Origin of the sequence: Pseudomonas sp. L7, from assembly GCF_046605565.1 — a bacterium.
Lineage (GTDB): Bacteria > Pseudomonadota > Gammaproteobacteria > Pseudomonadales > Pseudomonadaceae > Aquipseudomonas > Aquipseudomonas wayambapalatensis.
Genome location: NZ_CP176784.1, coordinates 2506715 through 2531715 on the forward strand (window position 1 = coordinate 2506715; position 25001 = coordinate 2531715).

Consider the following 25001-nt stretch of genomic DNA (forward strand, 5'->3'; position numbering starts at 1 on the left):
CTTGGCATGACGTACACTGGGCGGCAAGTCTGTGAGGAACTTCCATGAGCGCTATAACCATTACCGACGCCGCCCATGATTATCTGGCCGATCTGCTCTCGAAGCAGAACACGCCCGGGATCGGCATCCGCGTTTTCATCACCCAGCCGGGCACCCAGTACGCCGAAACCTGTATCGCCTACTGCAAGCCGGGCGAAGAAAAGCCTGACGACACCGCCGTGGGTCTGAAGAGCTTTACCGCCTACATCGACGCCGTCAGCGAGCCGTTTCTCGAAGACGCACTGGTCGACTACGCCACCGATCGCATGGGCGGCCAGCTGACCATCAAGGCGCCGAACGCCAAGGTGCCGATGGTCAACGAAGACAGCCCGATCAACGAGCGCATCAACTACTACCTGCAGACCGAGATCAACCCCGGTCTTGCCAGCCACGGCGGTCAGGTGAGCCTGGTCGATGTGGTCGATGACGGCATCGCCGTGCTGCAGTTCGGCGGTGGCTGCCAGGGCTGTGGCCAGGCGGACGTCACCCTCAAGGATGGCATCGAGCGCACGCTGCTCGAGCGCATCCCGGAACTCAAGGGTGTGCGTGACGTGACTGACCACACGCAAAAAGAGAACGCCTACTACTGATAGGCCCTATCGCGGGGCAAGCTCGCTCCTACACGTACGGCGTCGTGCCTGTAGAAGCGGGTTTGCCCCGCGATTGCATTCGCTGCCCGCCAAAATGTCTTCGCCTAGCAACAAAGTGTTACTGTTTCAAGCCCTGCGACAACAGGCCGCAGCCCGTAAATCAAGGGCTGCAGGCCGATCTGCCAGAGGTCGTCTGGATGGTGCGGGGGTGTCATGCCAGAATGCCCCGGTTTTTCGACCGGCCCTGCTCGAGGGCCGGCACCTTCCCTGTAAAGGATGGTTCCATGACTGATCTACTGACCCGGCGCGCAGTTGTCGCCGGGATGGGCGTACTGGGGCTTGGCCTGCTGGCGGGTTGCAACCCGGCCCGGGGCCTGGACTTCAAGTACGGCAAGAACATGAGCAACGAGATCCTCGGGCGCAAGTTCAAGCTCAAGGATCCTCAGGGTAACGAGCGTACCCTGTCGAGCTTCTACGGCTCGATGCCGATGATCTTCTTCGGTTTCACCCAGTGCCCGGCGGTCTGCCCGACCACGCTGGCACGCGCCGCGCAGATCCGCAAACTGCTCAAGGGCCGTGACCGCGACTTGTTCCAGGTGGTGTTCATCACCCTAGACCCGGAGCGTGACACCCCTGAAGTGCTGGACGCCTACGTCAAGGCCTTCGACCCCTCGTTCGTCGCCCTCACCGGCACCCCGGAAGAAATCGACGAGGTGGCCAGGGAGTTCAAGGTGTTCTACGAAAAGGTCCCTGCCGGCGACACCTATACCATTTCCCACTCGTCCACCAGCTACGTCTACGATACGCGTGGCACCCTGCGCCTGAGCCTGGGCCATTCCCTGAATGCTCAGGAATGCGCCGAAGACCTGCGCACCCTGATGGAGATCTGCTGAATGTCGATGCAACCGATCAAGCGCGGCCTGGCCGCTCTCGCCCTGCTGGGCCTGGCACTGCCGGCGCTGGCCGACACCACCGTAAGCGACGCCTGGGTGCGCGCCAGCGTACCGCACCAGCAGTCCACCGGTGCCTTCATGACCCTGACCGCCAGCACCGACAGCAAGCTGGTGGGCGTGGCTTCGCCGGTGGCCAAGACCGTGCAGGTGCACGAGATGACCATGAATGGCGATGTGATGGGCATGCGTGAAGTGAAGGCGGTGGAGCTGCCGGCTGGCAAGCCGGTCACCCTCGACCCCAACGGTTTTCACGTGATGTTGATGGGCCTGAACGACCAGGTGAAGGAAGGCCAGCAAGTGCCGCTGACCTTGACCATCGAAGATGCCAAGGGCCAGAAGCAGACAATTGAGGTGCAAGCGCCGGTCAAGCCGCTGACCGCCGAGATGGACGCCGGGCACGACCACATGCACATGAAGCACTGAGTACTACAGGGGCCGCGAAAGCGGCCCTTGTTCATTCAGCCTGCTGTCGTTCAGCTACGGAATCGCGGCAGCGGCCGATCGATGGTCAGCGAAGTCAGGGTCTTGCGAACCTGGGCTTCGTCGGCCTCCAGGGCCTTGAGGCTCGCGCGGATCTTGCCGGCCGAGGGCACATCGCCCTGCCGGTCGATCCAGTCGGCGATTTCCTTGCAGGCGCTGCTCAGGCAGGCCTGGCGCTGGTTCATCAGCGTGATGAGGGTGGTGAGCTCTCGTTCTGACATGGCAGGATCCTCCGTTCAGCCCTCTCAGTGTAGCAGCGGCTGGCGGTCTTGCCGGGCGATGGGTCAGTGGTGCAGGCAGGCGAGACGGTAGGCGCCTGGCGTCACGCCGAAGGCCTGCTTGAACTGCCGGCTGAGGTGGCTCTGGTCGGCGAAGCCCAGCGCAAAGGCCACTTCCGAAGCTGGCAGGCCACGGCGCAGGAACTCTCGGGCGCGGGCCAGCCGACGCTGCTTGAGCCAGGCATGGGGCGGCAGTCCGGTGGCCTGGCGAAACACCCGGGCAAAGTGGAAAGGTGACAGGTTGACCGCCGCGGCCAGAGCCTCCAGCGAAGGCGGATCGGCCAGTTGGCTTTCCAGCAGTTCGCGGGCCCGTGCCACGGCCACCGGCTCGTGACCGGGGGCAGCAGGTTCGCTGCAATGGCCATGACGTTGTACCAGCGCCAGGACCGCATCGCGCCAGGCGGTTTGCTGCTCCAGCGCGCTCGCTCCGGCCTCCGACAGGCGGTGCACGCGGCTGAAGGCCGCCGCCAGGGTCGGGTCCTGCACCACGCTCTGCCTAAAGTGCGGCAAGCCGTGGCGGCCCAGCTCCAGCTCGTCGAGCACCCCGGTGACACGTTCGTGTTCCGGATAGAACGCACGGTAGCGCCAACCTGCCTCGTGGGCCTTGGCACCGGTGTGCAATTCGTCGGGATTGATCAGCACCACGCTGCCGACCGGCGCCAGGTGATCACTGCCGCGGTGCCAGAAACACTGGGCGCCGGACTCTATCACGGTGAACACATAGCCTTCGTGCACATGCGGCGCAAAGCGCTGCTGTACATAGCGGGCGTGCAGCATCTCGACATCGCCGAGGGCTGGCGCCTGCCACAGGTGGATTTGTTCGCGCAGGGGCGTGCTCATGTCAGCCAGCTGCGCAGTAGAAAGAAGATCAGCATGCTCGCCAGCATGCTCAGCAATACGCTGCGGGTCAACAGCACCAGGGCGATGGCCACCAGCGAGCCAAGCAGGTAGGGATTGAGCGGGTCGAGGTTCAACTGATGCTCGGGCAGGAAAATGATCGGCCCGCAGATTGCCGTGAGCATGCCTGGCACGGCGAAGCCGAGGAACTGGCGCACGTTGGAGCCCAGGCGCAAGGGCAGGCGCGGCTCGAGAAAGACATAGCGATTGAGGAACACCACCACGCCCATGGCGACGATCAGCAGCCAGATCATGAGCGGCTCCCAGCGAATTTCTGACAGACAAAACCCGCAGCCATGCCCAGCAGGCCGGCGGCGACCAGCGCCGTCTCCCAGTGCCAATGGCTGAACAGCACCGAGCAGAACAGCGACACCGCCACGCACACCAGGGTCGGCACGCTGCGTACCAGCGGCGTGATCAACGCGACGAAGGTGGCGACGATCGAGAAGTCCAGGCCGAGCTGGTCCAGGTGCGGGATATTCTGGCCGAGGATGATGCCGGCCAGGGTGAACAGGTTCCAGGCCACATAGAAGGTCAGGCCCACGCCTAATGCATACCAACGGTTGAACTGTTGCTGGTCGTGGTGGCTGGTCAGGGCGAAGAGTTCATCGGTGAGCAGAAAGCCCAACCCCAATCGCCAGCGGGTCGGCAGCCCCGACACCACCGGGCGCATGGACAAACCGTAAAGCAGGTGCTGCGACGTCAGCAGCAGGGTGGTCAGCAGGATCGACAGCAGCCCGGCGCCGCTCTTGAGCATGCCGATCGCCACCAGTTGCGCAGCCCCGGCGAAGACGATCGCCGACAGCCCTTGGCCTTGCCAGGCGCTGAGGTTGGCTTCGATGGCCATGGAGCCTGCGAGCAGCCCCCAGGGCGCAACGGCGAGCGATAACGGCAGGATGGCGACGGTGCCTTGGGTGAAGGCGTGGCGGGCGAGCGGCGGACTGCTGGACATGGCGGCTACGGACAAAGGCAGGGATGGACAGCATGCCAGAGGAAAAAGCTGCCTGGCTTGAACGATCTTGCTCGTTTACCGGTGCGATGCGTTCTGTCACGACATTTTTTTCACATCCCCTTGCTAGGATCGCCGCGACAGTAAGGAGCGATCGATGATTCAAGTGTTGCGCAAGCGTGGCGTCAGGCTGACTTTGGCCGCGACAGCCGGGGTCGTCACCTGTGCCCTGGGCTTTTTTGCCTGGCAGACGTTCTACCCGGTGCAGGCCTCCGAGGGCTGGCACGTGCAGGTGCTCCACCGTGACGTGGCCAAGGCCGCCTCACTGCTGCCGCTGGCCGATGGCAGTCTGCTGGTCAGCCGCGAGCTGGACGATGGGCTGGGCAGCATTCTCAAGATCACCCCACAAGGGGAGCGGGTGGTGGTGGTCGATGGCCTGTCCAAGCCTGACGGCATGGTTGCGGTCGAGGGTGGCTGGGTGTTCAGCCAGGAGGGCGGGCTGGCCCCGGTCAGCCTGTCTCGCGATGGCCGGATCACCGCCTTGTTCAACGGCGAAAGCGTGCAAGGCCTGTGGAACGACGGCGACCACCTCTACGCCATCGAGGACCGCAAGGGCGATGGCCGCCTGATGCGCTATGACTGGCAGAGCGGCCAGGTGCAAGTGCTGCGCTCGGCACTGACTGAAACCGAAGGGCTGACACGCTGCAGCGGTGGTCAATTGCTCTATACCGAAAAGGCTGCCGGCAAGATCCGTGCGCTGAACGAAGGGGGTGAAGACCCGGTAGTGGCCGAGGGACTGCGCAATCCCACCTTCCTGTTCTGCGACCAGCGCGGGTTGTGGATCAGCGAAGACTCCACGCATCGCGCGCGCCTGCTGCGCATCGATGCCGAGGGTAAGCGGCATACCGTGTTGTCCTTCCTCAAGGCGCCGCAGTCGATCGTGCCCGATGGCAAGGGCGGCTACCTGCTCGCCGAAGGCGGTCGCAATCGCGTCCTGCACCTGTCGCCGCCCGCGCAGGAACTGGAAGCGCATGTGGCCAGCCTCGACGCGGAACAGCCCTGATCCGTCTCAGTGGCCGACCAGCGTTTCACTTGGGTTGCGCGATCAGCAGCAGCGACTGCGGCACCGGGCTCTGGGGGTGTTGCGGCTCCTGCAGCGTGCACAGGTTGAAACCTGCCATGTCCAGTGCGGCAAGCCAGCTGGACAGCGTGCGGAAATACCAAGGCATGGGCTCCCAGTTGCCCTCGAAACCTGCAAAGGACTCTACCCGCCAGCCATCCTGGTAGTTTCCCGCAGCCGCACTCCACGGGTGCAGGGTCTGGATTACCAGTGCGCCGTCTGGTGCCAGCAGCGGCGCCAGGGCAGCGAGCAGCGGGATGATATCCTGGTGCAGCAGGGCGAAGTTGGCACAGATCACCGAATAATCCCGACCGATCTCCACCTCGGCGCTAATCAGTTGCGTGTAGCTGGCCAGGTGCACCTGCGTCGAGCCTGCCGCCCTGGCCGACTCGACCAAGGTCCTGTCGCCGTCTACCCCCACGGCCTCGATTCCCCGGCCCTCCAAGGCGCGCAGCAGCCAGCCCTCGCCACAACCGAGGTCGAGCACGCGCTCCGGCTGGCAGCCGAGGATCGCCAGCAAGATCGCCTGGTCGGTGACCTGGCGGCGCGAGGCGATGCTGCCGCTGCGCACGGCCTCGATCCAGGCCTTGGCATTGTGCTGCCAACTGTCCAGCAACTGGGTGGTGGGATTGGGCATTGGTTGGCCTGCGTGCAGTGGGCGATGCACAGCATTCTAGGCTCTGTCTGAAATATGTCTGCACTCGCCCATACTGCGTTGAAACGGGGCTCGGAATGCTCATGTACTCCAGTACACTCCGCTTCCTCCCCCCGTTTCGCCTTGTCTGGCCTTCGCGCAGACATATTTCAGACAGACCCTAGTGCAACGCTGCCCCGAGACTTGTGCATCGGCCCATGCCCCCGCCACACTGGCTTCCCCGGACAAGGAGCAGCGCATGGCACTTTCGACGACGGATTTCACCACCCGGTTGCTGGTAGACGCGGGCATCGGCCCTGACATGCGGGTGCTGGATGTCGGCTGTGGAGCGGGTGATGTGAGTGTGCTGCTCGCCGAGTTGGTCGGGCGTGACGGGGCGGTGGTCGGGATCGACCAGTCCGTGGCTGCGCTTGAGCTGGCACGCCAGCGGTCGCCTGTTTCGGGCCATGCCCTGGTCGAGTTCGTCGCGTGCGACCTGCATCGATTGCCCGAATCCCTGGGGCTGTTCGACGCCATCGTCGGACGGCGGGTGCTGATGTACCAGCCAGACGCCGTTCTGGCCGTGCGCAGGTTGTCCAAGTTGTTGCTGCCTGGCGGCGTGCTGGTGTTCCAGGAGCACGACAGCACCCTGACGCCCGCGAGCCTGGAACCTTTCCCGCTGCATCGCCGCGCCCAGCAGTGGCTCCAGCGAATGCTCGCCCATGAAGGGGCAGACCTGCACATCGGCTTCAATCTGCATCGCATCCTCACTGAAGCCGGATTGCAGGTGCAGAGCCTGCGCGCCGAATGCCTGTTGCAGACCCCGGACAGCCCCTACGGGCTGGCAGCGATCATACGGGCGTGCCTGCCACGAATCCTCGAGCACGGCATCGCCACGGCGCGCCAGGTGGGGATCGAAACGCTACAGGCACGGCTGGATGCCGAGCGCATGCAGTCGCAAGGGATCTATATCGGCGACATGGCATTCGGGGTCTGGGCGAACAAGCGCTGACGCAGTGGGAGAGGGGGCTTGCCAATCGCTAATGATTCTCGTTAATGTAATGTTATTACATTATCAATCGTCGTATCGGAGCATCGCCATGCAAGTCTTGTCATCCCTCAAGCACGCCAAACTGCGCCACCGCGACTGTCAGGTGGTCAAGCGCCGCGGCCGCCTGTATGTCATCTGCAAGTCGAACCCGCGTTTCAAGGCGCGCCAAGGTGGAGTGAAGAAGAAGCGCGGTTGAGCGGCAGGCCTGTTTTCAAGGGTGTGAGCAAGACGGTTGCTCCCATCCGCGAATGTGCGGCGGTATACTCGCCGCCCGTTCGACTGTTATCCGAGTATTTCAATGGGTTTTTCCGCTACCGTCACACCTGAGCCGCGCCGCCTTGGCGCGCCGCTGATTGCCCTGGCCCTGCTGCTGGCAGGCGCCTGGTTCCTCAACCTCAATGCCGGTTTCAAGCAGGTGCTGTTGCTGCTGGTCGGCGCGGCGCTGGGCCTGACCCTCTACCATGCCGCCTTTGGCTTTACCTCGGCCTGGCGGGTGTTCATCAATGAACGCCGTGGCGCGGGCTTGCGGGCGCAGATGGTCATGTTGGCGCTGGCGGTCCTGCTGTTCTTCCCGGCGCTGTCGGCGGGCAGCTTGTTCGGCAGCCCTGTCACCGGCCTTGTGGCCCCTGCCGGGGTGTCGGTGGTGTTCGGCGCGTTCATCTTCGGTATCGGCATGCAACTGGGCGGCGGTTGTGCCTCGGGCACGCTGTTCACTGTCGGGGGCGGCAATGCGCGGATGCTGGTGACGCTGCTGTTCTTCATCATCGGCTCGGTCACCGCGACCCACCATGCCGATTGGTGGTTCGCCCTGCCTTCATTTCCGGCCACCTCGATCGTCCAGGCGTGGGGCATGGGGCCTGCGCTGGTGGCCAGCCTCGCCCTGTTCGCGGTGATCGCCTGGGTCAGCGTGGTGCTGGAGAAGCGTCGCCACGGCGCGCTGGAAGCGCCCGTGAGCAGCGAGCATCAAGGCCTGCGCCGTTTCCTGCGTGGGCCCTGGCCACTGCTGTGGGGCGCAATCGCGCTGGCGTTGCTCAACTACGCCACCCTGGCGCTGGCCGGACGCCCCTGGGGTATCACCTCGGCCTTCGCCTTGTGGGGTGCCAAGACTTTGAGCGGGCTGGGCGTGGACGTGGGCAGTTGGGTGTTCTGGCAGTCGCCGGCCAACGCCAAGGCCTTGGCTGCACCGCTGTGGCAGGACATCACCACGGTGATGGACCTGGGGATCGTGCTGGGCGCCTTGCTCGCTGCCGGTCTGGCGGGACGCTTCGCGCCGAGCCTGAAGATCCCGATGCGCTCGCTGATCGCCGCGGTGATTGGTGGCCTGCTGCTGGGGTACGGTTCGCGTCTGGCCTATGGCTGCAACATCGGCGCCTATTTCAGCGGCATCGCCTCGGGCAGCGTGCATGGCTGGCTGTGGTTGGTGGCGGCCTACGCCGGCAACCTGATCGGTGTGCGACTGCGCCCGCTGTTCTTCGCTGGCGAGCGACGAGCAGCAACCCTGACCGGTTGCTGAGGTGCTTTCAGGGCGCTGAGGCGTAAGCGATCAGCGCCTGTGAAATGGTGAGAAACTACATGAGGTTTTTCTATAAATGACTTCATGTATGTTTCTTATGTTACTGATAAATATAGATTTACTTTCTCGATTAATGACGATCGCGTGCGTCCGCTTCAGGCACTGAACCCCGCCTGCTGATCTTCTGTTTTCGTTTTGATGACAATTCGATAACGATTCTCATCCGAGATTCGTTTTCATGTGAATGCCGGCCAACCGGTATCCAGGACTTTCATCGAATCGAACAAGGAGAAGGCAGCGATGTTCGCGCCCATCAGCCGTAGCATGACTCTCACCTTGGGTCTGTGCGCCACCGTCATCAGCCCGGCAGGGGTGGCCGAAGAGCGCGAAAAGCGTTCCGAGGAAGGCGTACTGGAGCTCGGCTCCACCGAAATCCTCGCCCAGGGCCTGGGCAGCACCACCGAGCACACCGGCTCCTACACCACCGGCAGCATGAGCGCCGCCACGCGCCTGAACCTGTCGATCAAGGAAACCCCGCAATCGGTCTCGGTGCTGACCCGCCAGCAACTGGACGACTTCCAGCTCGACACCTTGTCCGAAGCGCTGGGCCACGTCACTGGCGTGACCGTCCAGCGCTACGACTCCGAGCGACCGACGTACTATGCGCGCGGCTACTCGATCAACAACTTCCAGATCGATGGGATGCTCAACACCTTCTCGGGGCTCAAGTCCGACTCCGACACCATCATCTACGACCGTATCGAGGTGGTGCGTGGCGCTACCGGCCTGACCACCGGCGCGGGTGATCCCTCCGGCACCATCGCCATGGTACGCAAGCGCCCGTCCCATGAGCTGGCGGTGAAGACCGGCATCAGTGCCGGCAGTTTCGACAACTACTACAGCTACGTGGACGTTGGCGGCCCTTTGGATTGGGACGGGCGCCTGCGTGGGCGCACGGTGCTGGCCTATCGCGACAACAAATCGTACATGGACCACTACCAGACTCAGCGTGAGGTGGCCTACGGCATCCTCGAGGCCGACCTCACCGACAGCACGGTGCTGGCGGTCGGCTACGACTACCAGAACAAGCATGTCCAGGGCTCCAGCTGGGGCACCGTGCCCTACTGGAACGCCGATGGCAGCAAGGCCAACCTGCCACGCTCGACCAACCTGGCGGCGCCCTGGTCGTCCTGGCCACTGAAGGACCAGACGGTGTTCGCCACGCTCGACCAGCAACTGGGCAACGACTGGCTGCTCAAGGCGGCCTACACCCATCGGCAAAGCGACAGCGACGGCAAGGTGTACTATGGCGGCAACGGCTTCCCCGAGGCCGACCGCAGCGGCATGAAGGCCTGGAGCAGCCATTTCTCCGGAGAGGAGCAGATGGATGCCGTGGACTTCAACCTTGCAGGCCCCTATCAGTTGCTGGGTCGTACCCACGATTTCATGATCGGCTACGGGGTTTCCGAGCGACGCGACAGCTCGCCGTACTACACCGGCCGCAACGATCCGCAGGGCTACGCGATCATTCCCGACTGGAAATACATGGGCGGTATTTCCAAGTTCTACGATCGCAAGACTGGCCTGGATGAATCGCGCTCGCGCATCGAGCAGAAGGCCGGCTACATCGCCACCCGGCTCAACCCTACCGATCGCCTGCACCTGGTACTCGGCAGCCGCTACGGCAGCTGGAAGACCACCAGCAAGTCCTGGAGCTACGATGACAACCTGGCGGTCAGCGACATCTCCCGCAGCGAGCAGACCCAGAACGACCAGTGGACGCCCTATGCCGGTGTGCTCTACGACCTCAATGAGCAATTCACCGTCTATGTCAGCTATACCGACATCTTCAACCCGCAGACCAACAAGGACATCAGCGACAAGTACCTGGACCCGGTCGTGGGCAAGGTCTACGAGCTGGGCCTGAAGGGCAGCCTGTTCGAGGACCGGGCCAACCTCAGCGCCGCGGTGTACCGCAGCAAGCAGGACAACGTTGCGGAGGTCGACGACTCGGTGCCGCCAGGCCCCAACGGCGAGCAGTACTACAAGTCCGGTGGCAAGGGGGCGGTGGTCGAGGGCTTCGAGGCCGAGTTGGCAGGCGAGGTGATGACGGACTGGCAGATGAGCCTGGGCTACAGCTACACCCACGCCCTGCGCGGCGACAAGACGCGCAAGGACACTGCCCGACCGATGAACCTGGTGCGTTTCTCCAGCACCTACAAGGTGCTGCCAAAACTGACCGTGGGCGGCACCCTCGACTGGCAGAGCCACACCTTTGGTGTGGGTAACCGCCCAGTGGGGCGCAATGCATCGGGTGGCATCATCACCGCCAGAGACCGCATGAGCCAGCGGGCGTTCTCGGTGGTCGGGCTGATGGCCCGCTACCAGATCGACGAACACCTGTCGGCATCGGTGAACGTGAAGAACCTGTTCGACGAGCACTATTACAACAACCTGGGGTTCTACAACGGCGTCTATAACGGCGAACCGCGCACCCTGATGGTCAGCCTGGACTGGTCGTTGTAGCGTCCCGCGCCTGGCCTGCGACGTGCAAGCGCTCGCAGGCCAGGTTCAGCGCCCCAGCGGCAGCGCCACCGCAATCATCGCGAACAGCGCGCCGCAGCAGCGGTTGAACCCCTTGCCGCCCTTGGCCAACCACGGCCTGATGCGACCGGCCAGGCGTGCCAGCAGGTATTCGACCAGGCATTCCACGCAGGCGAACGTCGCCGCCATCACGATGAACTGCAGGGCCAGGCCGCGTTGCGGGTCGATGAACTGTGGCAAAAAGGCGCCGTAGAACAGCAGCACTTTCGGGTTGGACAGCGCCGACAGCAAACCCTGGCGGAACAAACCGGCATTTCCCAGCCGGGTCTGGCCCTGGGCCAGGTCCAGGTGCAGGGGGGGGCACGCCAGAGCTGGATGCCGAGCCACAGTAGGTAGGCGCCGCCGACCCATTTGAGCACTTGCAGCACGGAGCCGGACGTTTGCAGCAGTGCGCTCAGCCCGAACATCGCCAGGGCGATCAGGGCGCTGAAACCACACATGCCGCCGAGGATGGTGAACAGCGTTCGCCGCGCGCCGTAGCGGGCGCCATGAGTCAGGGCAAGCAAACTGTTGGGACCCGGGGTCAGAGACAGGCCGATGCTTGCCAGCAGGTAGATGAGCCAGGTGTCGAGTGCCATGAGAACGCCTTGTAGGGGAAGGGGCGGCGGGCCCGCTGCGCGCAAGCGGCCCTGTGAGTGCGAAGTATAGGGCCGCTTGTCCTTAGGCATGGGTATGATCTGGACGCTCAACTGTTGGCGTGCCAACACCCTGCGCACACTTTGCCCGCCATCGATCACCGCATATTTGGCAAACTCCAGCAAAATCAGTGGGTTGAAACCCGGCACAACTCCTGCAAAAGCCCCTGCATGCCCAGTCATCCGCAGGAGCGCCCTTGAACCGACTCAACTTCCCCTTGATCCCGCTCTGTGCCGTGCTGGCCCTGGCTGGCTGCGAGCGTGCCGAGCAGGTCACGACGCGCAGCGACCAGCCGCTGCACGGCGGAACCTTGGTCTATGCCACCGACCGTGAGCCCACCTGCCTGGACCCGCATGTGGCGGGTGACATGCCGCAATTGTTCGTGGCCCAGCAGTACCTCGACTCGCTGGTGTCGATGGACAGCGACGGCCGTATCGGCCCTTGGCTGGCCGAGCGTTGGCAGGTGTCCGCCGACGGCCTGAGCTACACCTTCCACCTGCGCCGCGACGTGCATTTCACCGATGGCACGCCGTTCAATGCCCAGGCGGTCAAGGCCAATCTCGACCACATGGCCGACCCCAAGACCCAGTCCAGCACCGCGGGCGGCTATATCCGCCAGTATCGCGGCACCGATATCGTCGACGAATACACCGCCGTGGTGCACCTGGCCACGCCTTACGCCGCCTTCCTCGAAGTGCTCGCCCAAGGTTTTCTCGGCATCCAGTCGCCCACCGCGCTCAAGCGCAGCCGTGACGAGAACTGTGAAAGCCCGGTGGGCAGCGGGCCGTTCAAGGTGGTGCGCTGGGACCGGCAGAACCAGGTCGAACTGGTGCGCAACCCCGACTACAACTGGGCGCCTCCGACCGCCAGGCACCAGGGCCCGGCGTATCTTGAGCGCATCGTGTGGAAGTTCATCCAGGAGCCTTCGGTGCGTTTCGCCTCGCTGCAGGCCGGTGAGGTCGACGTGATCGAGAGCGTGCCACCCGAGTCGCACGAGGCTGCGCGGCGCAATCCGGATGTCGAGCTGATCATCGCCCAGCGCCCCGGCAACCCCACCAACGGCACCTTCAACCTGCGCCGGGCGCCGTTCGACGATATCCGCGTGCGTGAAGCCTTCGTACGCAGTGCCGATATCGAAGGCGCGCTCAAGAGCGTGTACTTCGGCGAGTTTCCGCGAGCCGGTGGCCCGCTCAGCGTGGCCACGCCGTTCTACAGCGGCGATTTCGAGCGCAGCCAGGACTACGATCCGCAGCGCGCCGCCCGATTGCTCGACGCCGCCGGCTGGACCGCGCGTGATGCGCAGGGTTACCGCACCCGCAATGGCAAGCGCCTGAGCGCGGTGGTGCTGATCGGCGCGCGTACACCGCCTTCGGAACTGACCCTCTGGGAGCAGGTGCAGGCCACCACCCGCCAGGCTGGCCTGGAACTGGTGATCGATCAGATGAGCGACGCCCAGGTCACCGCGCGCCAGGCCGCCTGGGACTACGACATCCGCACCGGTTACTGGAACACCAACACCCCGGATGTGCTGCGCATCATCTTTGGCTCGGCGTTCGTCCAGCCGGCAGGTGTCGGCGGCTATCACCAGAACTCCTCGGGCTTTGCCGATCCGGGCTTCGACGCGCTGCTCGACGACGCCCTGGCCACGCAGGATCCGGAGCGCCGTCGGGCGCTGTACCTCAAGGCCCAGCAACAGGCCGCCAGCCAGTACCTGCAATTGACCACCTACCCACAGAGCACGCGGCTGGGCCTCTACAAGACGGCCCACGGCGTGCGCCTGGAGCCCTCGTTGGCGGTGACCTACCTCTATGACGCATGGGTGAGCAAATGAGCGACCCGACGACCCTGACCGATCCCCGTCGCGAGCGCCTGGGTGCGCTCGCACGCCGCGCCGCCATTCGCCTGGGCGGCGGCCTGCTGGTGCTGTGGGCGGTGGCGACCCTGACCTTCTTCGCCCTGCGCCTGATGCCGGGCGACCCGGTGCTGGCGATTCTTGGCGGCACCACCGGCAACCCGACGCCGGAAGCCATCGAGGCGACCCGGCGCGAGTACGGCCTGGACAAACCGCTACCGGTGCAATACGTGCTGTATCTCGGGCGTCTGGTGCAGGGCGACCTGGGCCAGTCCTACTCCCAGCACCAGCCCGTGACCCGAGTGCTGGCCGAACAGGCCGGGGCAACCCTCGAGCTGACGTTCGCCGCGCTGGTGCTGGCCTGGTTGCTGGTGCTGCTGTTGACGGTGGTCACCGCCGGCCGTGGCCGGCTCATCGGCGGGCTGGCCTCGCTGGCCGAAACCCTCAGCGCCGCCTTGCCGCACTTCTGGCTGGGGGTGGTGCTGCTGGCGGTGTTCGCCTTCGGCTTGCGCTGGTTCCCGCCGGCGGGCAGCGACAGCCTCGCAAGCCTCGTGCTGCCGGCATTCTCCCTGGCCATTCCGTTGGCAGGATTCATCGCCCAGGTGACCCGTGAATCACTCGAGCTGACTCTTGATCAGCCCTTCATTCTCAGCGCCCGCAGCCGTGGCCTGAGCGACCTGGCCGTGCGCTTCCGGCATGCCCTGCGCCACGCCCTGCTGCCGGGGGTGTCACTGTCGGGCTGGGCCATCGGTGCGCTGATCAGCGGGGCGGTGGTGTGCGAAGTGATCTTCTCGCGCAAGGGGGTGGGCCGTCAGTTGTACCAGGCGGTGCAACTGCAGGATCTGCCGCTGGTGATCGGCATCACCCTGGTGGTGGCTGCAGCCTACGTGCTGGCCAACATTCTCGTGGACCTGCTCTACCAATGGATCGACCCACGCCAACAGGAGGCGAGCGCATGAGCGACCTTATTCTGGAACACAGCCAGGCGCCGCTGCGTCGACAACGTCGCTTGCAGTGGCCGCCGCTGGGGGCGAGCCTGGCGATCCTGTTCCTGCTCGCGCTGCTGCTGGCGGCGCTGGCGCCTGGGCTGTTCACCCGCATCGACCCGCTGGCGATCGTGCCGCGCGAGGCGTTCCAGGCGCCGAGCTGGACGCACTGGCTGGGCACCGACCAGTCGGGGCGCGACATCTTCGCGCGTATCGTCCACGGCGCGCGTCAGAGCCTGCTGATCGGTGTGGCGGCAACCTTGCTGTCGATGGCCATCGCCGTCAGCCTCGGGCTGCTCGGCGGATTGGGCGGGGCGCGGGTGGACCGTGGCGTGGGCTGGCTGCTGGAGGTGCTGTTCGCCTTTCCCAGCCTGGTGCTGGCGCTGCTGTTCGTGGCGGTGTTCGGCAGCGGTGTCGGTCCGCTGATCATCGCCACCGGGCTGGGTGGGGCGCCTGGCTATGCGCGGATGGTCCGTGGCCAGGTGCTGGCGGTACGCAATTCGGGCTATATCGAAGCGGCACGGGCGCTGGGGCACCCGACCGCACGCATTGTCCTGCGTCAGTTATTGCCCAATACCATGCGCCCGCTGGTGGTGACCCTGACCATGGGCGTCGGTCAAGCCATCGTCTGGGCATCTGCCCTGAGTTTCCTGGGGCTTGGTGCCCGACCACCGGCGCCTGAGTGGGGCACCATGCTGTCGATGGGCCGTGATTTCATTGCCAGCGCCTGGTGGCTGACCTTTTTCCCCGGCCTGTTCATCGTGCTCACCACGTTGGCGACCACCGCGGCCGGACGCTACCTTCAACACCGCCTGGAGGGCCGCCTGCCATGAGCGACAAGACCTTGATCGTCGATGGCCTGAACGTGACGTTCGAAGGCCGCAGTGTGGTGCGCGAACTGTCCTTTACCCTGGCGCCGGGTCGCTGTGTGGCCCTGGTGGGGGAGTCTGGCTCGGGCAAGAGCGTCAGCGCCCGCAGCCTGGTTGGGCTGGTGGGCGCGCGTGGCGAGGTGACCGCGCGCACCTTGGGCTTTGCCGGTCGCGACCTGCTGGCCCTGAGCGAGCGTCAATGGCGTGCGGTGCGTGGCAAGGATATCGGCTTCGTGCTGCAGGATGCGTTGGTGTCGCTCGACCCGCTGCGGCCCGTGGGCAAGGAAATCCTCGAGGTGTTGCAGACCCATGGCTATGGAGATCGGGCGCAGCGCGCTGCGCGCGTACTGACGCTGCTCGAACGGGTCGGGGTGCCGGACGTGGCGTTGCGTGCGCGGCAGCGGCCAGGCCAGCTTTCTGGGGGGCTGCGCCAGCGAGCGCTGATCGCCAGTGCGCTGGCACTGGAACCGGCGCTGGTGATCGCCGATGAACCCACCACTGCGCTCGATGCCACGGTCCAGGCGCAGATTCTTGAGGTGTTCCAGCAGATCAAGGCGCGGGGTGCATCGTTGCTGATCATCAGTCATGACCTGGCGGTGGTCGCGCAACTGGCCGATGAGGTGGTGGTGCTGCGCCATGGCGAGGTGGTGGAGCAGGGGCCGATGCAGCAGGTGCTGCGTCATCCACAGCACCCCTATACCCAGGCGCTGTTGGCCGCGGTGCCGGCGGAGCATCCGCGTGGCAGCCGCCTCTCGCCAACGCGTGCGGGCGAGCGTGTACCGCGTAGCGCCGTGCCTGGCGAGGTGCTGCTGCAGGCCCGAGGCCTGGGCAAGCGCTACACCGGCCCTGACGGGGTGGTGCGCCAGGTGGTGCAGGGCGTGGACTTCACCCTGCGTGCCGGGCGTACCCTGGGCATCGTCGGTGAGTCCGGCTCGGGCAAGACCACGGTCGCGCGCATTGCCCTCGGGCTGCTGCAACCGGACCAGGGCGAGGTGCTGTATCGCGGCCAGCCATGGAACCGCCCGAACGATGCCGTAAGCGAAGCCCGCCGCCGCCCGCTACGCCAGCAGATCAGCGTGATCTACCAGGACCCGCTGGGTTCGTTCGATCCGCGCTGGACCGTGGCGCAGATCCTTGACGACGCCTTGCAGGTGGCGGGCGTCGAGGCCGCCGCGCGCCCGGCGCGTATCCAGGTGCTGCTCGAGCAAGTGCGCCTGCCGGCCAGCCTGGCCAGCCGCCGGCCGTTGCAGCTCTCCGGCGGCCAGCGCCAGCGTGTGGCGATCGCCCGCGCCATCGCCAGTGAGCCGAAGCTGATCATCTGCGACGAGCCTGTGTCGGCGTTGGATGTATCGGTGCAAGCCCAGGTGCTCGACCTGCTGGCCGACCTGCAGGATGCGTTGGGTCTGGCCTATCTGTTCATCTCCCATGACTTGGGGGTGATTCGCCATGTCAGCGATGACGTGCTGGTGATGCGCCATGGCCAGGTGGTCGAGCATGCGCCGGTCGAGCAGTTGTTCGAGCAGCCTGCCCACGAATACACCCGCCGCCTGCTCGGCTCGGTGCCGCGCCTGCCGGGCAGCGGCGCCGAGCTGGTGGTGCCGCCGCTGGACCTGGAACACGAAGCCTTCGACCTGTTCGATGAATCACGCCTCTGGAAAATCGCCATTTAAGGATTGCCCCATGACCACCTTCCAACGTTTCCCCTCCCAGGCGCCGGCCGCCACTGTGGAGGCCTTGAAGGCGCGCATCGATGCGCTGCTGCCAGACATCGCCGCCGGTGCGGCCGAGCGCGAGCGTGAGCGCCAGTTGCCGTTCGAAGCCATCGCCCGGCTGGCTGCGGCCGGGCTCTACACCGTGCGCATTCCGACCCGTTATGGTGGGCCCGGTGGCACGGTGAGCGATGTCATCGAGTTGCTGCTGAAGATCGCCTCGGCCGACTCCAACGTTGCCCAGGCCCTGCGCCCGGGTTTCGCCTTTGTCGAGGGTCTGCTGGTGTCGGGCGCAGACGATGCCGAACAGGAGCGCGAGCGCTGGTTTGCGCGCTACCTGCAAGGTGCGGTGATCGGCAATGCAGGCTGGGAACTGGGCGGCGCCAATGGTGCCATCGCTGCGCGGCTGGTCCGCGAGGGTGACCACTATCGCGCCCATGGCAGCAAGTTCTACAGCACCGGGGCGCTGTTCGCCGACTATGTCAGCGCGGTGGCGCTGGATGAGGACGAGCAACCGGTGTCGTTCATCCTTCCGCGTGACCGCGACGGCCTGGAGCTGGTCGATGATTTCGATGCCATGGGCCAGCGCCTGACCGCCAGCGGCACCACGCACCTGCGCAATGTACGGGTGGAGGCGCGCGAACTGCGCACGCGTACCGTGGAGGAGGGCAAGCGCACGCTGGTGACGCCGTTCCTGCAACTGTTCCTGGGCACCGTGCTGGCCGGGATCGCCCGCAATGCGCTGGACGACGCCACCCGTTTCGCCCGCGAGCATGCCCGGCCGATCAAGCACAGTACAGCCAGTCGTTCGGTGGATGACCCCTATGTTGAACTGAGCGTGGGCGATATCGCGGCGCGCGCCTATGGCGCCGAGGCGCTGGTGCTGAAGGCGGCCGCCACGATCGACCGGGCCTGGGCGGCGCAGTCGGACGAGGCGGCGGTGGAGCAGGCCGCGCTCGAAGTCGCGCAGGCCCAGTACCTGGTGGCGGAGCTTGCGCTCAAGGCGGCCGAGACAGTGTTCGACGTGGGAGGCGCGTCGACCACCGGGCGTGCGCACAATCTCGACCGCCATTGGCGCAACGCCCGCACCGTGGCCAACCACAATCCACGGCAGTGGAAGGCGGCGGTGGTGGGTGCCTGGCAGCTCAAGGGTACCCGCCCACCGGTGTCCGGATTGTTCTAGAACTTCACATCCATCGCCACCTCGAAGGTACGCGGTGCGCCCATGTAGTACTGCTGCCCATAGGCCTGCTTGGCATACACCTCATCGGTCAGGTTGCGTACACGGCCGGTGAGGGTGGTGTGCTCGTCCAGGCGATAGCGGGCGAAGGCTCCGAACAGGGTGTAGGCGGGGGCCTTGAGGCTGTTGGCGTTGTCGGCGTAGACCGAATCGACGTAGCGGGCATCCACGCCGGCCGACCAGTCACGGGTGAAGGCATAGGTCAGCCACAGGTTGGCGACATTGGCTGGCACGTTCACCGGCGCATTGCCCTTGCGTGACACCGACACACCACCTACCGCCTCGTTGAACTCATCGTAACGGGCATCGACATAGGCGTAGTTGGCCTCGGCCAACAGCCTGGGCGTGACCTGCAGGCGCCCGGACAGCTCGATACCGCGCGAGGTCTGCTGACCCGCCTGGACCGTCAGGTTGGGGTCGTTGGAGTCACGCACCGCGAAATCCTTGCGCACGATCTGGTAGACCGCCACGGTGGCGGCGCCGCGTCCGTCGAGGAAGTCGAACTTGCTACCGGCCTCCCACTGCTCGCCCTTGGACAGGTCGAACAACCCGACGTTGGAATAGGTGGCCGATGCCAGCGAGCCGGCCGGCAGGTCGGCGGAGTTGCTGTACTGCAGGTAGACGCTGGCTGTCGGGGTCAGCTCGTAGGTCAGGCCGATGCGCCCGGACAGTGGCTCCCAGCGGCGCTCGAAATAGGCCGGCGAACTGGGGCTGACCGGGCCGTAGTTGGTGACCTGCATGTCCAGGTAGTCGTAGCGCAGGGCCGTCAGCAGCGCCAGGCGGTCGGTCAGTTCCAGGCGATTCTCGGCGAACAGCGCGCGGTTGAGCACCTCGTTGCGTCGCTGTTTGGTCAGGCCGCGATTGACGCCGGGAATGTCGTAGAAACTGCCGGGATCGAAGTGATCCGGATCGACCACGTCGCTGTAGCTGCCCGAGGTCGGGTACAGAGTCTGGTGCATGCTCGACCAGTCCAGCCCCAGCGACCACTGGCTGCTCAGGCCGAACAGGCTGTTGTCGTGGCGCAGCTCGACACGATCGCCGATCACGCTCTGCTGGTGGCGTTGCAGGTAGGGGCTGGAGCGCACCACGTTGCCGTCGCTGTTGTAGCGGTAGCCTTCGAGGTTGCGGTAATCACGCTGGGCATTGTAGTGGTAGAGGGTGTTCTGCACGCTGGTAGTGTCGCTCACCTGGTAATCGAGGATCGAACGCAGCCAGCGTACACGCTGCTCGTAGCGCCCGTCGGCGACGTTGTAGTTTTCGAAGCGGCGGCTCTTGTCGATCTTCAGGGTGCTGCGCCCCGGCAGGATGGGCGAGCCCCAGTAGGGGCTGTCCTCTTTGTCTTCCTGGTACTCCAGCGCCAAGGTGTGGGTGAGGTTGGGCGAGAGGTCGCTGAGCAACGAGAAGGCCAGGCTGTCGGTGTTGCGCTGGTTGCGGTCAATGTAGCCATTGCCCTGGCTGTGGCTGAAGTCCAGGCGTGCGAAGTGGCGGGCATCGGCGGGGTTCTCGGCCAGGGCCTGGTTGATGCCGAAGGCGACTTCCGAGTCGTCGTAGCTGCCGTAGCGGATGCGCCCATCGAGGGTTTGCGCGTCGCGGCTGGCGAGCTTGGTGATGTAGTTGATCGAGCCCCCCACGGCGCCGGCGCCATGCAGGAACGACGACGGGCCGCCGATCAGTTCGACCCGATCCAGCACCCACGCATCCACCGGGCGGGTGGCGCTGCTGTAGCCCAAGTTGATGCCGTTGTAGAGCTGGGTCACCTGGTTCTGGGTGAAGCCTCTGTAGGCGACGAAGCCGCCGTAGCCGGGGTTGGCCGAGGCATTGACGCCGGTCATGGCGTTGATCACGTCCTGACTGTCCTTGGCGTCACGCTGCTCGATCACCCGGCGGTCCGAGACGCTGACCGAAGCCGGTGTCTGCCGTGCCGTGAGGCCCAGGCGCGAGCCGGTGCGAATCGGTTCATCCAGTTGCACGCCAGAGGGCGACTGCTGTTCGGCGTCGATGGTGGTGGCGTCGAGTTGCACGGGGGCGACGTCGGCCCAGGCACAGGTGCAGGTGGCGCCCATCAGGAGCACCAGAGAAGTGTTGCGGATCATGTTGTAGTGATTTCCACGCAAAGGTCATGGCTGACCCACGGGCACGGGCGTGCCCGCCTGGGGTCAGACGAAGGTCGCTGCTGCGGGGAGGTCGGACGGGGAGGCGCGGGGCGGGATGGCGGGGCGCAGATAGCGTGGGGGCGGCTGCGCCCAGCTGCGCACGATGATCGGCGAGGGTTGCCCGCCATGCGCCGCAGGGAATGACCAGAGACTGCCACTCAGTGGCACGGCCAGCGCAAAGGAGGAGCACACCGGGCAATCGAGCTGGGCCATGTGCTGGTCGCTGCTGCTGTCGCCCAGGTCGATGGCCGGGCCTTTGCCGGTACTGTCGAGGGCGCAGAAACCACCGTCCAGGCCCGACAGACGCAGGCCGCTCATCTGGCCGTGGTGCAGGCCACAGAGCAACAGGCTGAACAGCACGCTGGCATAGAGCGTCCAGGCGGTCAGCGAACGTGTCCGACGGGTGGTTTTCATGCCCGCGAATCTACCATTCGGATGGCGGGGAGGGTGGCGGTCGTGGTGTGGTCGATTGTCGCAACGTCGTCTGGCGAAATTCGCGCTGCCCTTTATCGCAGTATCTGGCACAGACCCGATGCCCATGAGCACCGAAACCGGGCTCACACCCGCTCTCCAGTTGTGCGTGCCGCCCTATCCCGGAGCGCAGGCCGAAGAATTTCATCTTCGTTCATCTGCGTAGTTGGCCCGCAACCTGCTATATCAGTTCAGCAGTTTCAGACAAGCGGTCATTGCGTACCCCATCGTAGGTAAACGCGACAGATCAGCCAAAAATGAGCAACACCACGGATTTCAGGGGCTGCAGGATGTCGTCCGCGCAACAAATCGAACAACCTGGGAGCGATTCCGGCTGGAGTGCACACCTGCAATTGCGCTTCGTCAAACGCGGGGATACGACTCGTCTTGGTGCACGAAAGCATTTTGGCCCTCTTTTGGTGCAGCGCCCTTTTTATCCCGAAGGCGCGCCGTGCCATGTCTACATCCTTCATCCCCCAGGTGGCGTCGTCGCCGGTGACCGGCTCGAGCTCGATATCCACCTGGAACCTGGCAGCCACGCGCTGCTGACCATGCCTGGCGCGAGCAAGTTCTACCGCAGCATCGGCCCGACCGCGCACCTGGCGCAGCGCTTTCACCTGGCGGCCGACAGCACGCTGGAGTGGCTGCCCCACGACAGCATCTTCTTCGATGGCGCCCGCGCCCGGCTCGACAGCCGTTTCACCCTCGAACCCGGCGCCCGCCTGCTGGCCTGGGAAACCCTGTGCCTGGGGCGTCCGGTGATGAGCGAGCGCTTCGATCATGGCGCCCTCGACAGCCGACTGCGCGTCGAGCTGCCGGACGACCCGGGGCTCCACGAGCGCCTGCGCATAGAAGGCGGGCACCTGGAAAAACTCGGCGGTTATCCGCTGGTCGCGACGTTCTGCGCCGCACCTGCCGATACGGCCCTGCTCGAGCAGGTACGCCAGCTGCTCGACGACGTGGAAACCCCGGCTGGCGCGACCCTGCTCGGGCCGTTGCTGGTGATTCGCCTGCTCGATAACGACAACCAACACGTGCAACGCACCCTGCAGCGCCTCTGGCATCTGTTGCGCCCGGCCGTACTGGGCCTGGCGCCGAGCCCGCCGCGCATCTGGGCCACCTGAGAGAGCCTCCCATGGAGCTGACCCCGAGAGAGAAAGACAAACTGCTGCTGTTCACCGCCGCGCTGGTTGCCGAGCGCCGCCTGGCACGTGGACTGAAGCTCAACTACCCCGAAGCGGTGGCGCTGATCAGCGCTGCGGTGATGGAGGGCGCGCGGGACGGCCGCACGGTGGCCGAGCTGATGAGCCTGGGCCGCGAGGTGCTCAGCCGTGACCAGGTCATGGACGGTGTGCCTGAGCTGATCCCGGACGTCCAGGTGGAAGCGACCTTCCCCGATGGCACCAAGCTTGTGACGGTCCACGAACCTATCGTCTGACGCTGCCCAGGAGGCATTCATGATTCCCGGAGAAATCCAGGTCGCCCCAGGCGACATCGAGCTCAATGTCGGCCGCGAAACGGTCAGCGTCAGCGTTGCCAATCATGGCGACCGCCCGGTGCAGGTCGGCTCGCACTACCACTTCTACGAAGCCAACGACGCGCTGGTGTTCGAGCGCGAGCCGACCCGAGGCTTTCGCCTGGACATTCCCGCCGGCACCGCCGTGCGTTTCGAGCCTGGCCAGTCACGTACCGTGCAGTTGGTGGCCTACGCCGGCAAGCGCGAAGTCTATGGCTTCCAGGGTAAGGTGATGGGCGCGCTGGAGGACAAGGCATGAGCCGTATTTCCCGTCGGGCCTACGCCGACATGTTCGGCCCCACCGTCGGCGACCGCGTGCGCCTGGCCGATACGGCGCTGTGGGTCGAAGTGGAGAAGGACTTCACGATCTATGGCGAGGAAGTCAAGTTCGGTGGTGGCAAGGTCATCCGCGATGGCATGGGGCAGGGCCAGATGCTGGCCGCCGAAGCCGTGGACCTGGTGCTGACCAACGCACTGATCATCGATCACTGGGGGATCGTCAAGGCCGACATCGGCGTGCGCGGGGGGCGTATCGTCGCCATTGGCAAGGCTGGCAACCCAGACGTGCAACCCGGCGTCACCATCCCGGTTGGCGCGGCGACGGAAGTGATCGCTGCCGAGGGCAAGATCGTCACCGCAGGTGGCATCGATACACACATCCATTTCATTTCCCCGCAGCAGGTCGATGAAGCGCTGACCAGCGGCGTCACCACCTTCATCGGTGGTGGTACCGGTCCTGCGACCGGCACCAACGCCACTACTTGTACGCCGGGGCCTTGGTATCTGGCGCGCATGCTCCAGGCTGCCGACAGCTTGCCGATCAATATCGGCTTTCTCGGCAAGGGCAACGTCTCCAAACCCGAGCCGCTGCGCGAGCAGATCGCGGCCGGTGCCATGGGCATGAAGCTGCACGAAGACTGGGGCTCGACGCCGGCGGCCATTGATTGCTGCATGAGCGTGGCCGAAGAGATGGACATCCAGGTCGCGATCCACAGCGATACGCTCAACGAATCCGGCTGCATCGAGGACACGCTGGCAGCGATTGGCGATCGCACCATCCACACCTTCCATACCGAGGGGGCTGGTGGGGGGCATGCACCGGATATCATTCGCGCGGCAGGGCAGGCCAACGTGCTGCCGTCCTCGACCAACCCGACGTTGCCCTACACCATCAATACCGTGGATGAGCACCTGGACATGCTCATGGTCTGCCACCACCTGGACCCGAGCATTGCCGAAGACGTGGCCTTCGCCGAGTCGCGCATCCGCCGCGAGACCATCGCCGCCGAGGACATCCTCCACGACATGGGGGCGTTCTCCATGACCTCGTCCGATTCCCAGGCCATGGGCCGGGTCGGCGAAGTGGTGCTGCGGACCTGGCAGGTGGCTCACCAGATGAAGGTGCGCCGCGGCCCCCTGGCGCCGGACAGCAGCTACAGCGACAACTTCCGGGTCAAGCGCTACATCGCCAAGTACACCATCAATCCGGCGCTGAGCCATGGCATCGCCCATGAGGTCGGCTCGGTGGAGGTGGGCAAGCTGGCCGACCTGGTGGTCTGGTCGCCCGCGTTCTTCGGTGTCAAGCCGTCGGCGGTGATCAAGGCCGGTTTGATCGTCACGGCGCCCATGGGCGATATCAACGGCTCGATCCCGACCCCGCAGCCGGTGCATTACCGCCCAATGTACGCAAGCTTCGGTGCGGCGCGCCACGCCACGCGCATGACCTTCCTGCCCCAGGCCGCCATGGACCGTGGGCTGGCCGAGGAACTGGGGCTGCGCAGCCTGATCGGGGTCACCCGCGGCTGTCGCCGGGTACGCAAGGCCGACATGGTGCACAACGGCCTGCAGCCGTTGATCGAGGTCGATGCCCAGACTTACCAGGTGCGCGCCGATGGCGAGTTGCTGGTGTGCGAACCGGCCAGCGAACTGCCACTGGCCCAGCGTTATTTCCTGTTCTGAAGGAGCAAGCATGATTGTCCTGACCCGCCGTGTCGCCGAGGCTGCCTCGGTCAGCGGCACTGTCACCCTGGATGTGGACAGCCGAATCAAGAGCCGCCTGCGCGTGACCCTCGACGATGGCCGCGAAGCCGGTCTGATGCTCGAACGCGGCCACCTGCTGCGCGGTGGCGAAACGCTCGCCGATGCCGATGGCCTGCACGTGGTGCAGGTGCTGGCGGCACCGGAGCGCGTTTCCACGGTGCGCTGCGCCGATCCGTTGTTGCTGGCGCGTGCGGCCTACCACCTGGGCAATCGCCATGTGCCGTTGCAGATCGAGGCCGGCCTTTTGCGCTACCAGCATGATCATGTGCTGGACGAAATGGTGCGCGGCCTGGGCCTTGAGGTGCTGATCGAGCAGGCGCCGTTCGAGCCGGAGGCTGGCGCCTACCAGAGTGCCCCCCACGGCCACGCCCACAATCATCCCTTCGTTCGCCTGTAAACCACCTTCCGAACTGCCTTGGAG

At 65.2% G+C, this 25001-nt stretch carries 25 protein-coding genes and 1 pseudogene; 18 read left to right on the forward strand and 8 right to left on the reverse strand.

The annotated features are described in order from the left end of the window. Positions 1–44: 44 nt before the first annotated feature. From nfuA to ACK3BK_RS11355, 3 genes are all read left to right on the forward strand, one after another. The gene (gene nfuA, locus ACK3BK_RS11345) at positions 45–629 is read left to right on the forward strand and encodes a Fe-S biogenesis protein NfuA (protein WP_063545100.1); all 585 of its coding nucleotides are present in this window, start codon (positions 45–47) and stop codon (positions 627–629) included. 284 nt (positions 630–913) lie between these two features. Next, complete coding sequence (locus ACK3BK_RS11350; RefSeq protein WP_054890835.1) at positions 914–1522, forward strand: SCO family protein; 609 nt, start codon at positions 914–916, stop codon at positions 1520–1522. Continuing rightward, complete coding sequence (locus tag ACK3BK_RS11355) at positions 1523–2005, forward strand: copper chaperone PCu(A)C (protein ID WP_186665125.1); 483 nt, start codon at positions 1523–1525, stop codon at positions 2003–2005. Between the two features lie 50 nt (positions 2006–2055). Here ACK3BK_RS11355 and ACK3BK_RS11360 read toward each other — a convergent pair whose 3' ends face one another. From ACK3BK_RS11360 to ACK3BK_RS11375, 4 genes are all read right to left on the reverse strand, one after another. After that, on the reverse strand, positions 2056–2283 hold the full coding sequence (locus tag ACK3BK_RS11360; protein WP_054890833.1) for a hypothetical protein: 228 nt from the start codon (positions 2281–2283) through the stop codon (positions 2056–2058). 63 nt (positions 2284–2346) lie between these two features. Continuing rightward, complete coding sequence (locus ACK3BK_RS11365) at positions 2347–3180, reverse strand: AraC family transcriptional regulator (RefSeq protein ID WP_186665123.1); 834 nt, start codon at positions 3178–3180, stop codon at positions 2347–2349. Continuing rightward, on the reverse strand, positions 3177–3491 hold the full coding sequence (locus ACK3BK_RS11370; protein ID WP_065862729.1) for an AzlD domain-containing protein: 315 nt from the start codon (positions 3489–3491) through the stop codon (positions 3177–3179). The genes ACK3BK_RS11365 and ACK3BK_RS11370 overlap by 4 nt, the downstream gene beginning before the upstream one ends. Further along, a complete protein-coding gene (locus tag ACK3BK_RS11375) occupies positions 3488–4189 on the reverse strand; it encodes an AzlC family ABC transporter permease (RefSeq protein WP_186665119.1) in 702 nt (233 codons plus the stop codon). Before ACK3BK_RS11375 ends, ACK3BK_RS11370 begins: the two co-directional genes overlap by 4 nt. Before the next feature lie 154 nt (positions 4190–4343). On the opposite strand from ACK3BK_RS11375, the gene ACK3BK_RS11380 reads away from it, so the two are divergent. Continuing rightward, positions 4344–5249, forward strand: coding sequence for a hypothetical protein (locus ACK3BK_RS11380; protein ID WP_411384326.1), 906 nt, complete (start codon positions 4344–4346; stop codon positions 5247–5249). A 25-nt stretch (positions 5250–5274) separates the two neighbouring features. On the opposite strand, the gene ACK3BK_RS11385 is transcribed toward ACK3BK_RS11380, so the two are convergent. Further along, entirely contained in the window at positions 5275–5943 is a 669-nt protein-coding gene (locus ACK3BK_RS11385) for a class I SAM-dependent methyltransferase (protein ID WP_186719171.1), read from the reverse strand. A gap of 256 nt (positions 5944–6199) precedes the next feature. Between ACK3BK_RS11385 and ACK3BK_RS11390 the strand changes: the two genes are divergently transcribed. From ACK3BK_RS11390 to ACK3BK_RS11405, 4 genes are all read left to right on the forward strand, one after another. After that, positions 6200–6952 (forward strand): class I SAM-dependent methyltransferase, encoded by a 753-nt coding sequence (locus ACK3BK_RS11390; protein ID WP_411384327.1) that lies wholly within the window; start codon positions 6200–6202, stop codon positions 6950–6952. 88 nt (positions 6953–7040) lie between these two features. After that, complete coding sequence (gene ykgO, locus ACK3BK_RS11395) at positions 7041–7187, forward strand: type B 50S ribosomal protein L36 (RefSeq protein WP_054890826.1); 147 nt, start codon at positions 7041–7043, stop codon at positions 7185–7187. A 102-nt stretch (positions 7188–7289) separates the two neighbouring features. After that, positions 7290–8504, forward strand: coding sequence for a YeeE/YedE family protein (locus ACK3BK_RS11400; RefSeq protein WP_186665111.1), 1215 nt, complete (start codon positions 7290–7292; stop codon positions 8502–8504). 300 nt (positions 8505–8804) lie between these two features. After that, positions 8805–11030: a TonB-dependent siderophore receptor gene (locus ACK3BK_RS11405; protein WP_411384328.1), complete on the forward strand. Its 2226-nt coding sequence runs from the start codon at positions 8805–8807 to the stop codon at positions 11028–11030. A 45-nt stretch (positions 11031–11075) separates the two neighbouring features. Here ACK3BK_RS11405 and ACK3BK_RS11410 read toward each other — a convergent pair. Beyond that, positions 11076–11686: pseudogene (locus ACK3BK_RS11410) on the reverse strand (LysE family translocator). Positions 11687–11961: 275 nt separating this feature from the next. Here ACK3BK_RS11410 and ACK3BK_RS11415 point away from each other — a divergent pair. Genes ACK3BK_RS11415 through ACK3BK_RS11435 form a run of 5 tightly spaced genes read left to right on the forward strand, consistent with a single transcriptional unit; the run spans position 11962 to position 18343 of the window. Then, positions 11962–13575, forward strand: coding sequence for an ABC transporter substrate-binding protein (locus ACK3BK_RS11415; protein ID WP_411384469.1), 1614 nt, complete (start codon positions 11962–11964; stop codon positions 13573–13575). Next, positions 13572–14555 (forward strand): ABC transporter permease, encoded by a 984-nt coding sequence (locus ACK3BK_RS11420; RefSeq protein WP_186665105.1) that lies wholly within the window; start codon positions 13572–13574, stop codon positions 14553–14555. The genes ACK3BK_RS11415 and ACK3BK_RS11420 overlap by 4 nt, the downstream gene beginning before the upstream one ends. After that, complete coding sequence (locus tag ACK3BK_RS11425; protein ID WP_411384329.1) at positions 14552–15415, forward strand: ABC transporter permease; 864 nt, start codon at positions 14552–14554, stop codon at positions 15413–15415. The genes ACK3BK_RS11420 and ACK3BK_RS11425 overlap by 4 nt, the downstream gene beginning before the upstream one ends. Continuing rightward, entirely contained in the window at positions 15412–17121 is a 1710-nt protein-coding gene (locus ACK3BK_RS11430) for a dipeptide ABC transporter ATP-binding protein (protein WP_186719183.1), read from the forward strand. Before ACK3BK_RS11425 ends, ACK3BK_RS11430 begins: the two co-directional genes overlap by 4 nt. A 10-nt stretch (positions 17122–17131) precedes the next feature. After that, positions 17132–18343, forward strand: coding sequence for an acyl-CoA dehydrogenase family protein (locus tag ACK3BK_RS11435; RefSeq protein ID WP_411384330.1), 1212 nt, complete (start codon positions 17132–17134; stop codon positions 18341–18343). Here the strand turns inward: ACK3BK_RS11435 and ACK3BK_RS11440 are convergent. Next, positions 18340–20493, reverse strand: a complete 2154-nt coding sequence (locus tag ACK3BK_RS11440; RefSeq protein ID WP_288376763.1) for a TonB-dependent receptor — start codon at positions 20491–20493, stop codon at positions 18340–18342. The two genes, ACK3BK_RS11435 and ACK3BK_RS11440, sit on opposite strands and share 4 nt — an antisense overlap. 63 nt (positions 20494–20556) lie before the next feature. Continuing rightward, entirely contained in the window at positions 20557–20967 is a 411-nt protein-coding gene (locus tag ACK3BK_RS11445; RefSeq protein WP_411384331.1) for a DUF2946 family protein, read from the reverse strand. A 347-nt stretch (positions 20968–21314) separates the two neighbouring features. Between ACK3BK_RS11445 and ACK3BK_RS11450 the strand changes: the two genes are divergently transcribed. From ACK3BK_RS11450 to ureE, 5 genes are read left to right on the forward strand one after another with little or no spacing between them, the layout of a single operon-like run. Beyond that, entirely contained in the window at positions 21315–22148 is an 834-nt protein-coding gene (locus ACK3BK_RS11450) for an urease accessory protein UreD (protein ID WP_288376759.1), read from the forward strand. 11 nt (positions 22149–22159) lie between these two features. After that, positions 22160–22462, forward strand: a complete 303-nt coding sequence (locus tag ACK3BK_RS11455; protein WP_186665091.1) for an urease subunit gamma — start codon at positions 22160–22162, stop codon at positions 22460–22462. 19 nt (positions 22463–22481) lie between these two features. Further along, positions 22482–22799, forward strand: coding sequence for an urease subunit beta (locus ACK3BK_RS11460; RefSeq protein ID WP_186665089.1), 318 nt, complete (start codon positions 22482–22484; stop codon positions 22797–22799). Further along, positions 22796–24499, forward strand: coding sequence for an urease subunit alpha (ureC, locus tag ACK3BK_RS11465; protein WP_288376756.1), 1704 nt, complete (start codon positions 22796–22798; stop codon positions 24497–24499). Before ACK3BK_RS11460 ends, ureC begins: the two co-directional genes overlap by 4 nt. Before the next feature lie 10 nt (positions 24500–24509). Further along, positions 24510–24977, forward strand: a complete 468-nt coding sequence (gene ureE / locus ACK3BK_RS11470; protein WP_411384332.1) for an urease accessory protein UreE — start codon at positions 24510–24512, stop codon at positions 24975–24977. Positions 24978–25001: the final 24 nt, after the last annotated feature.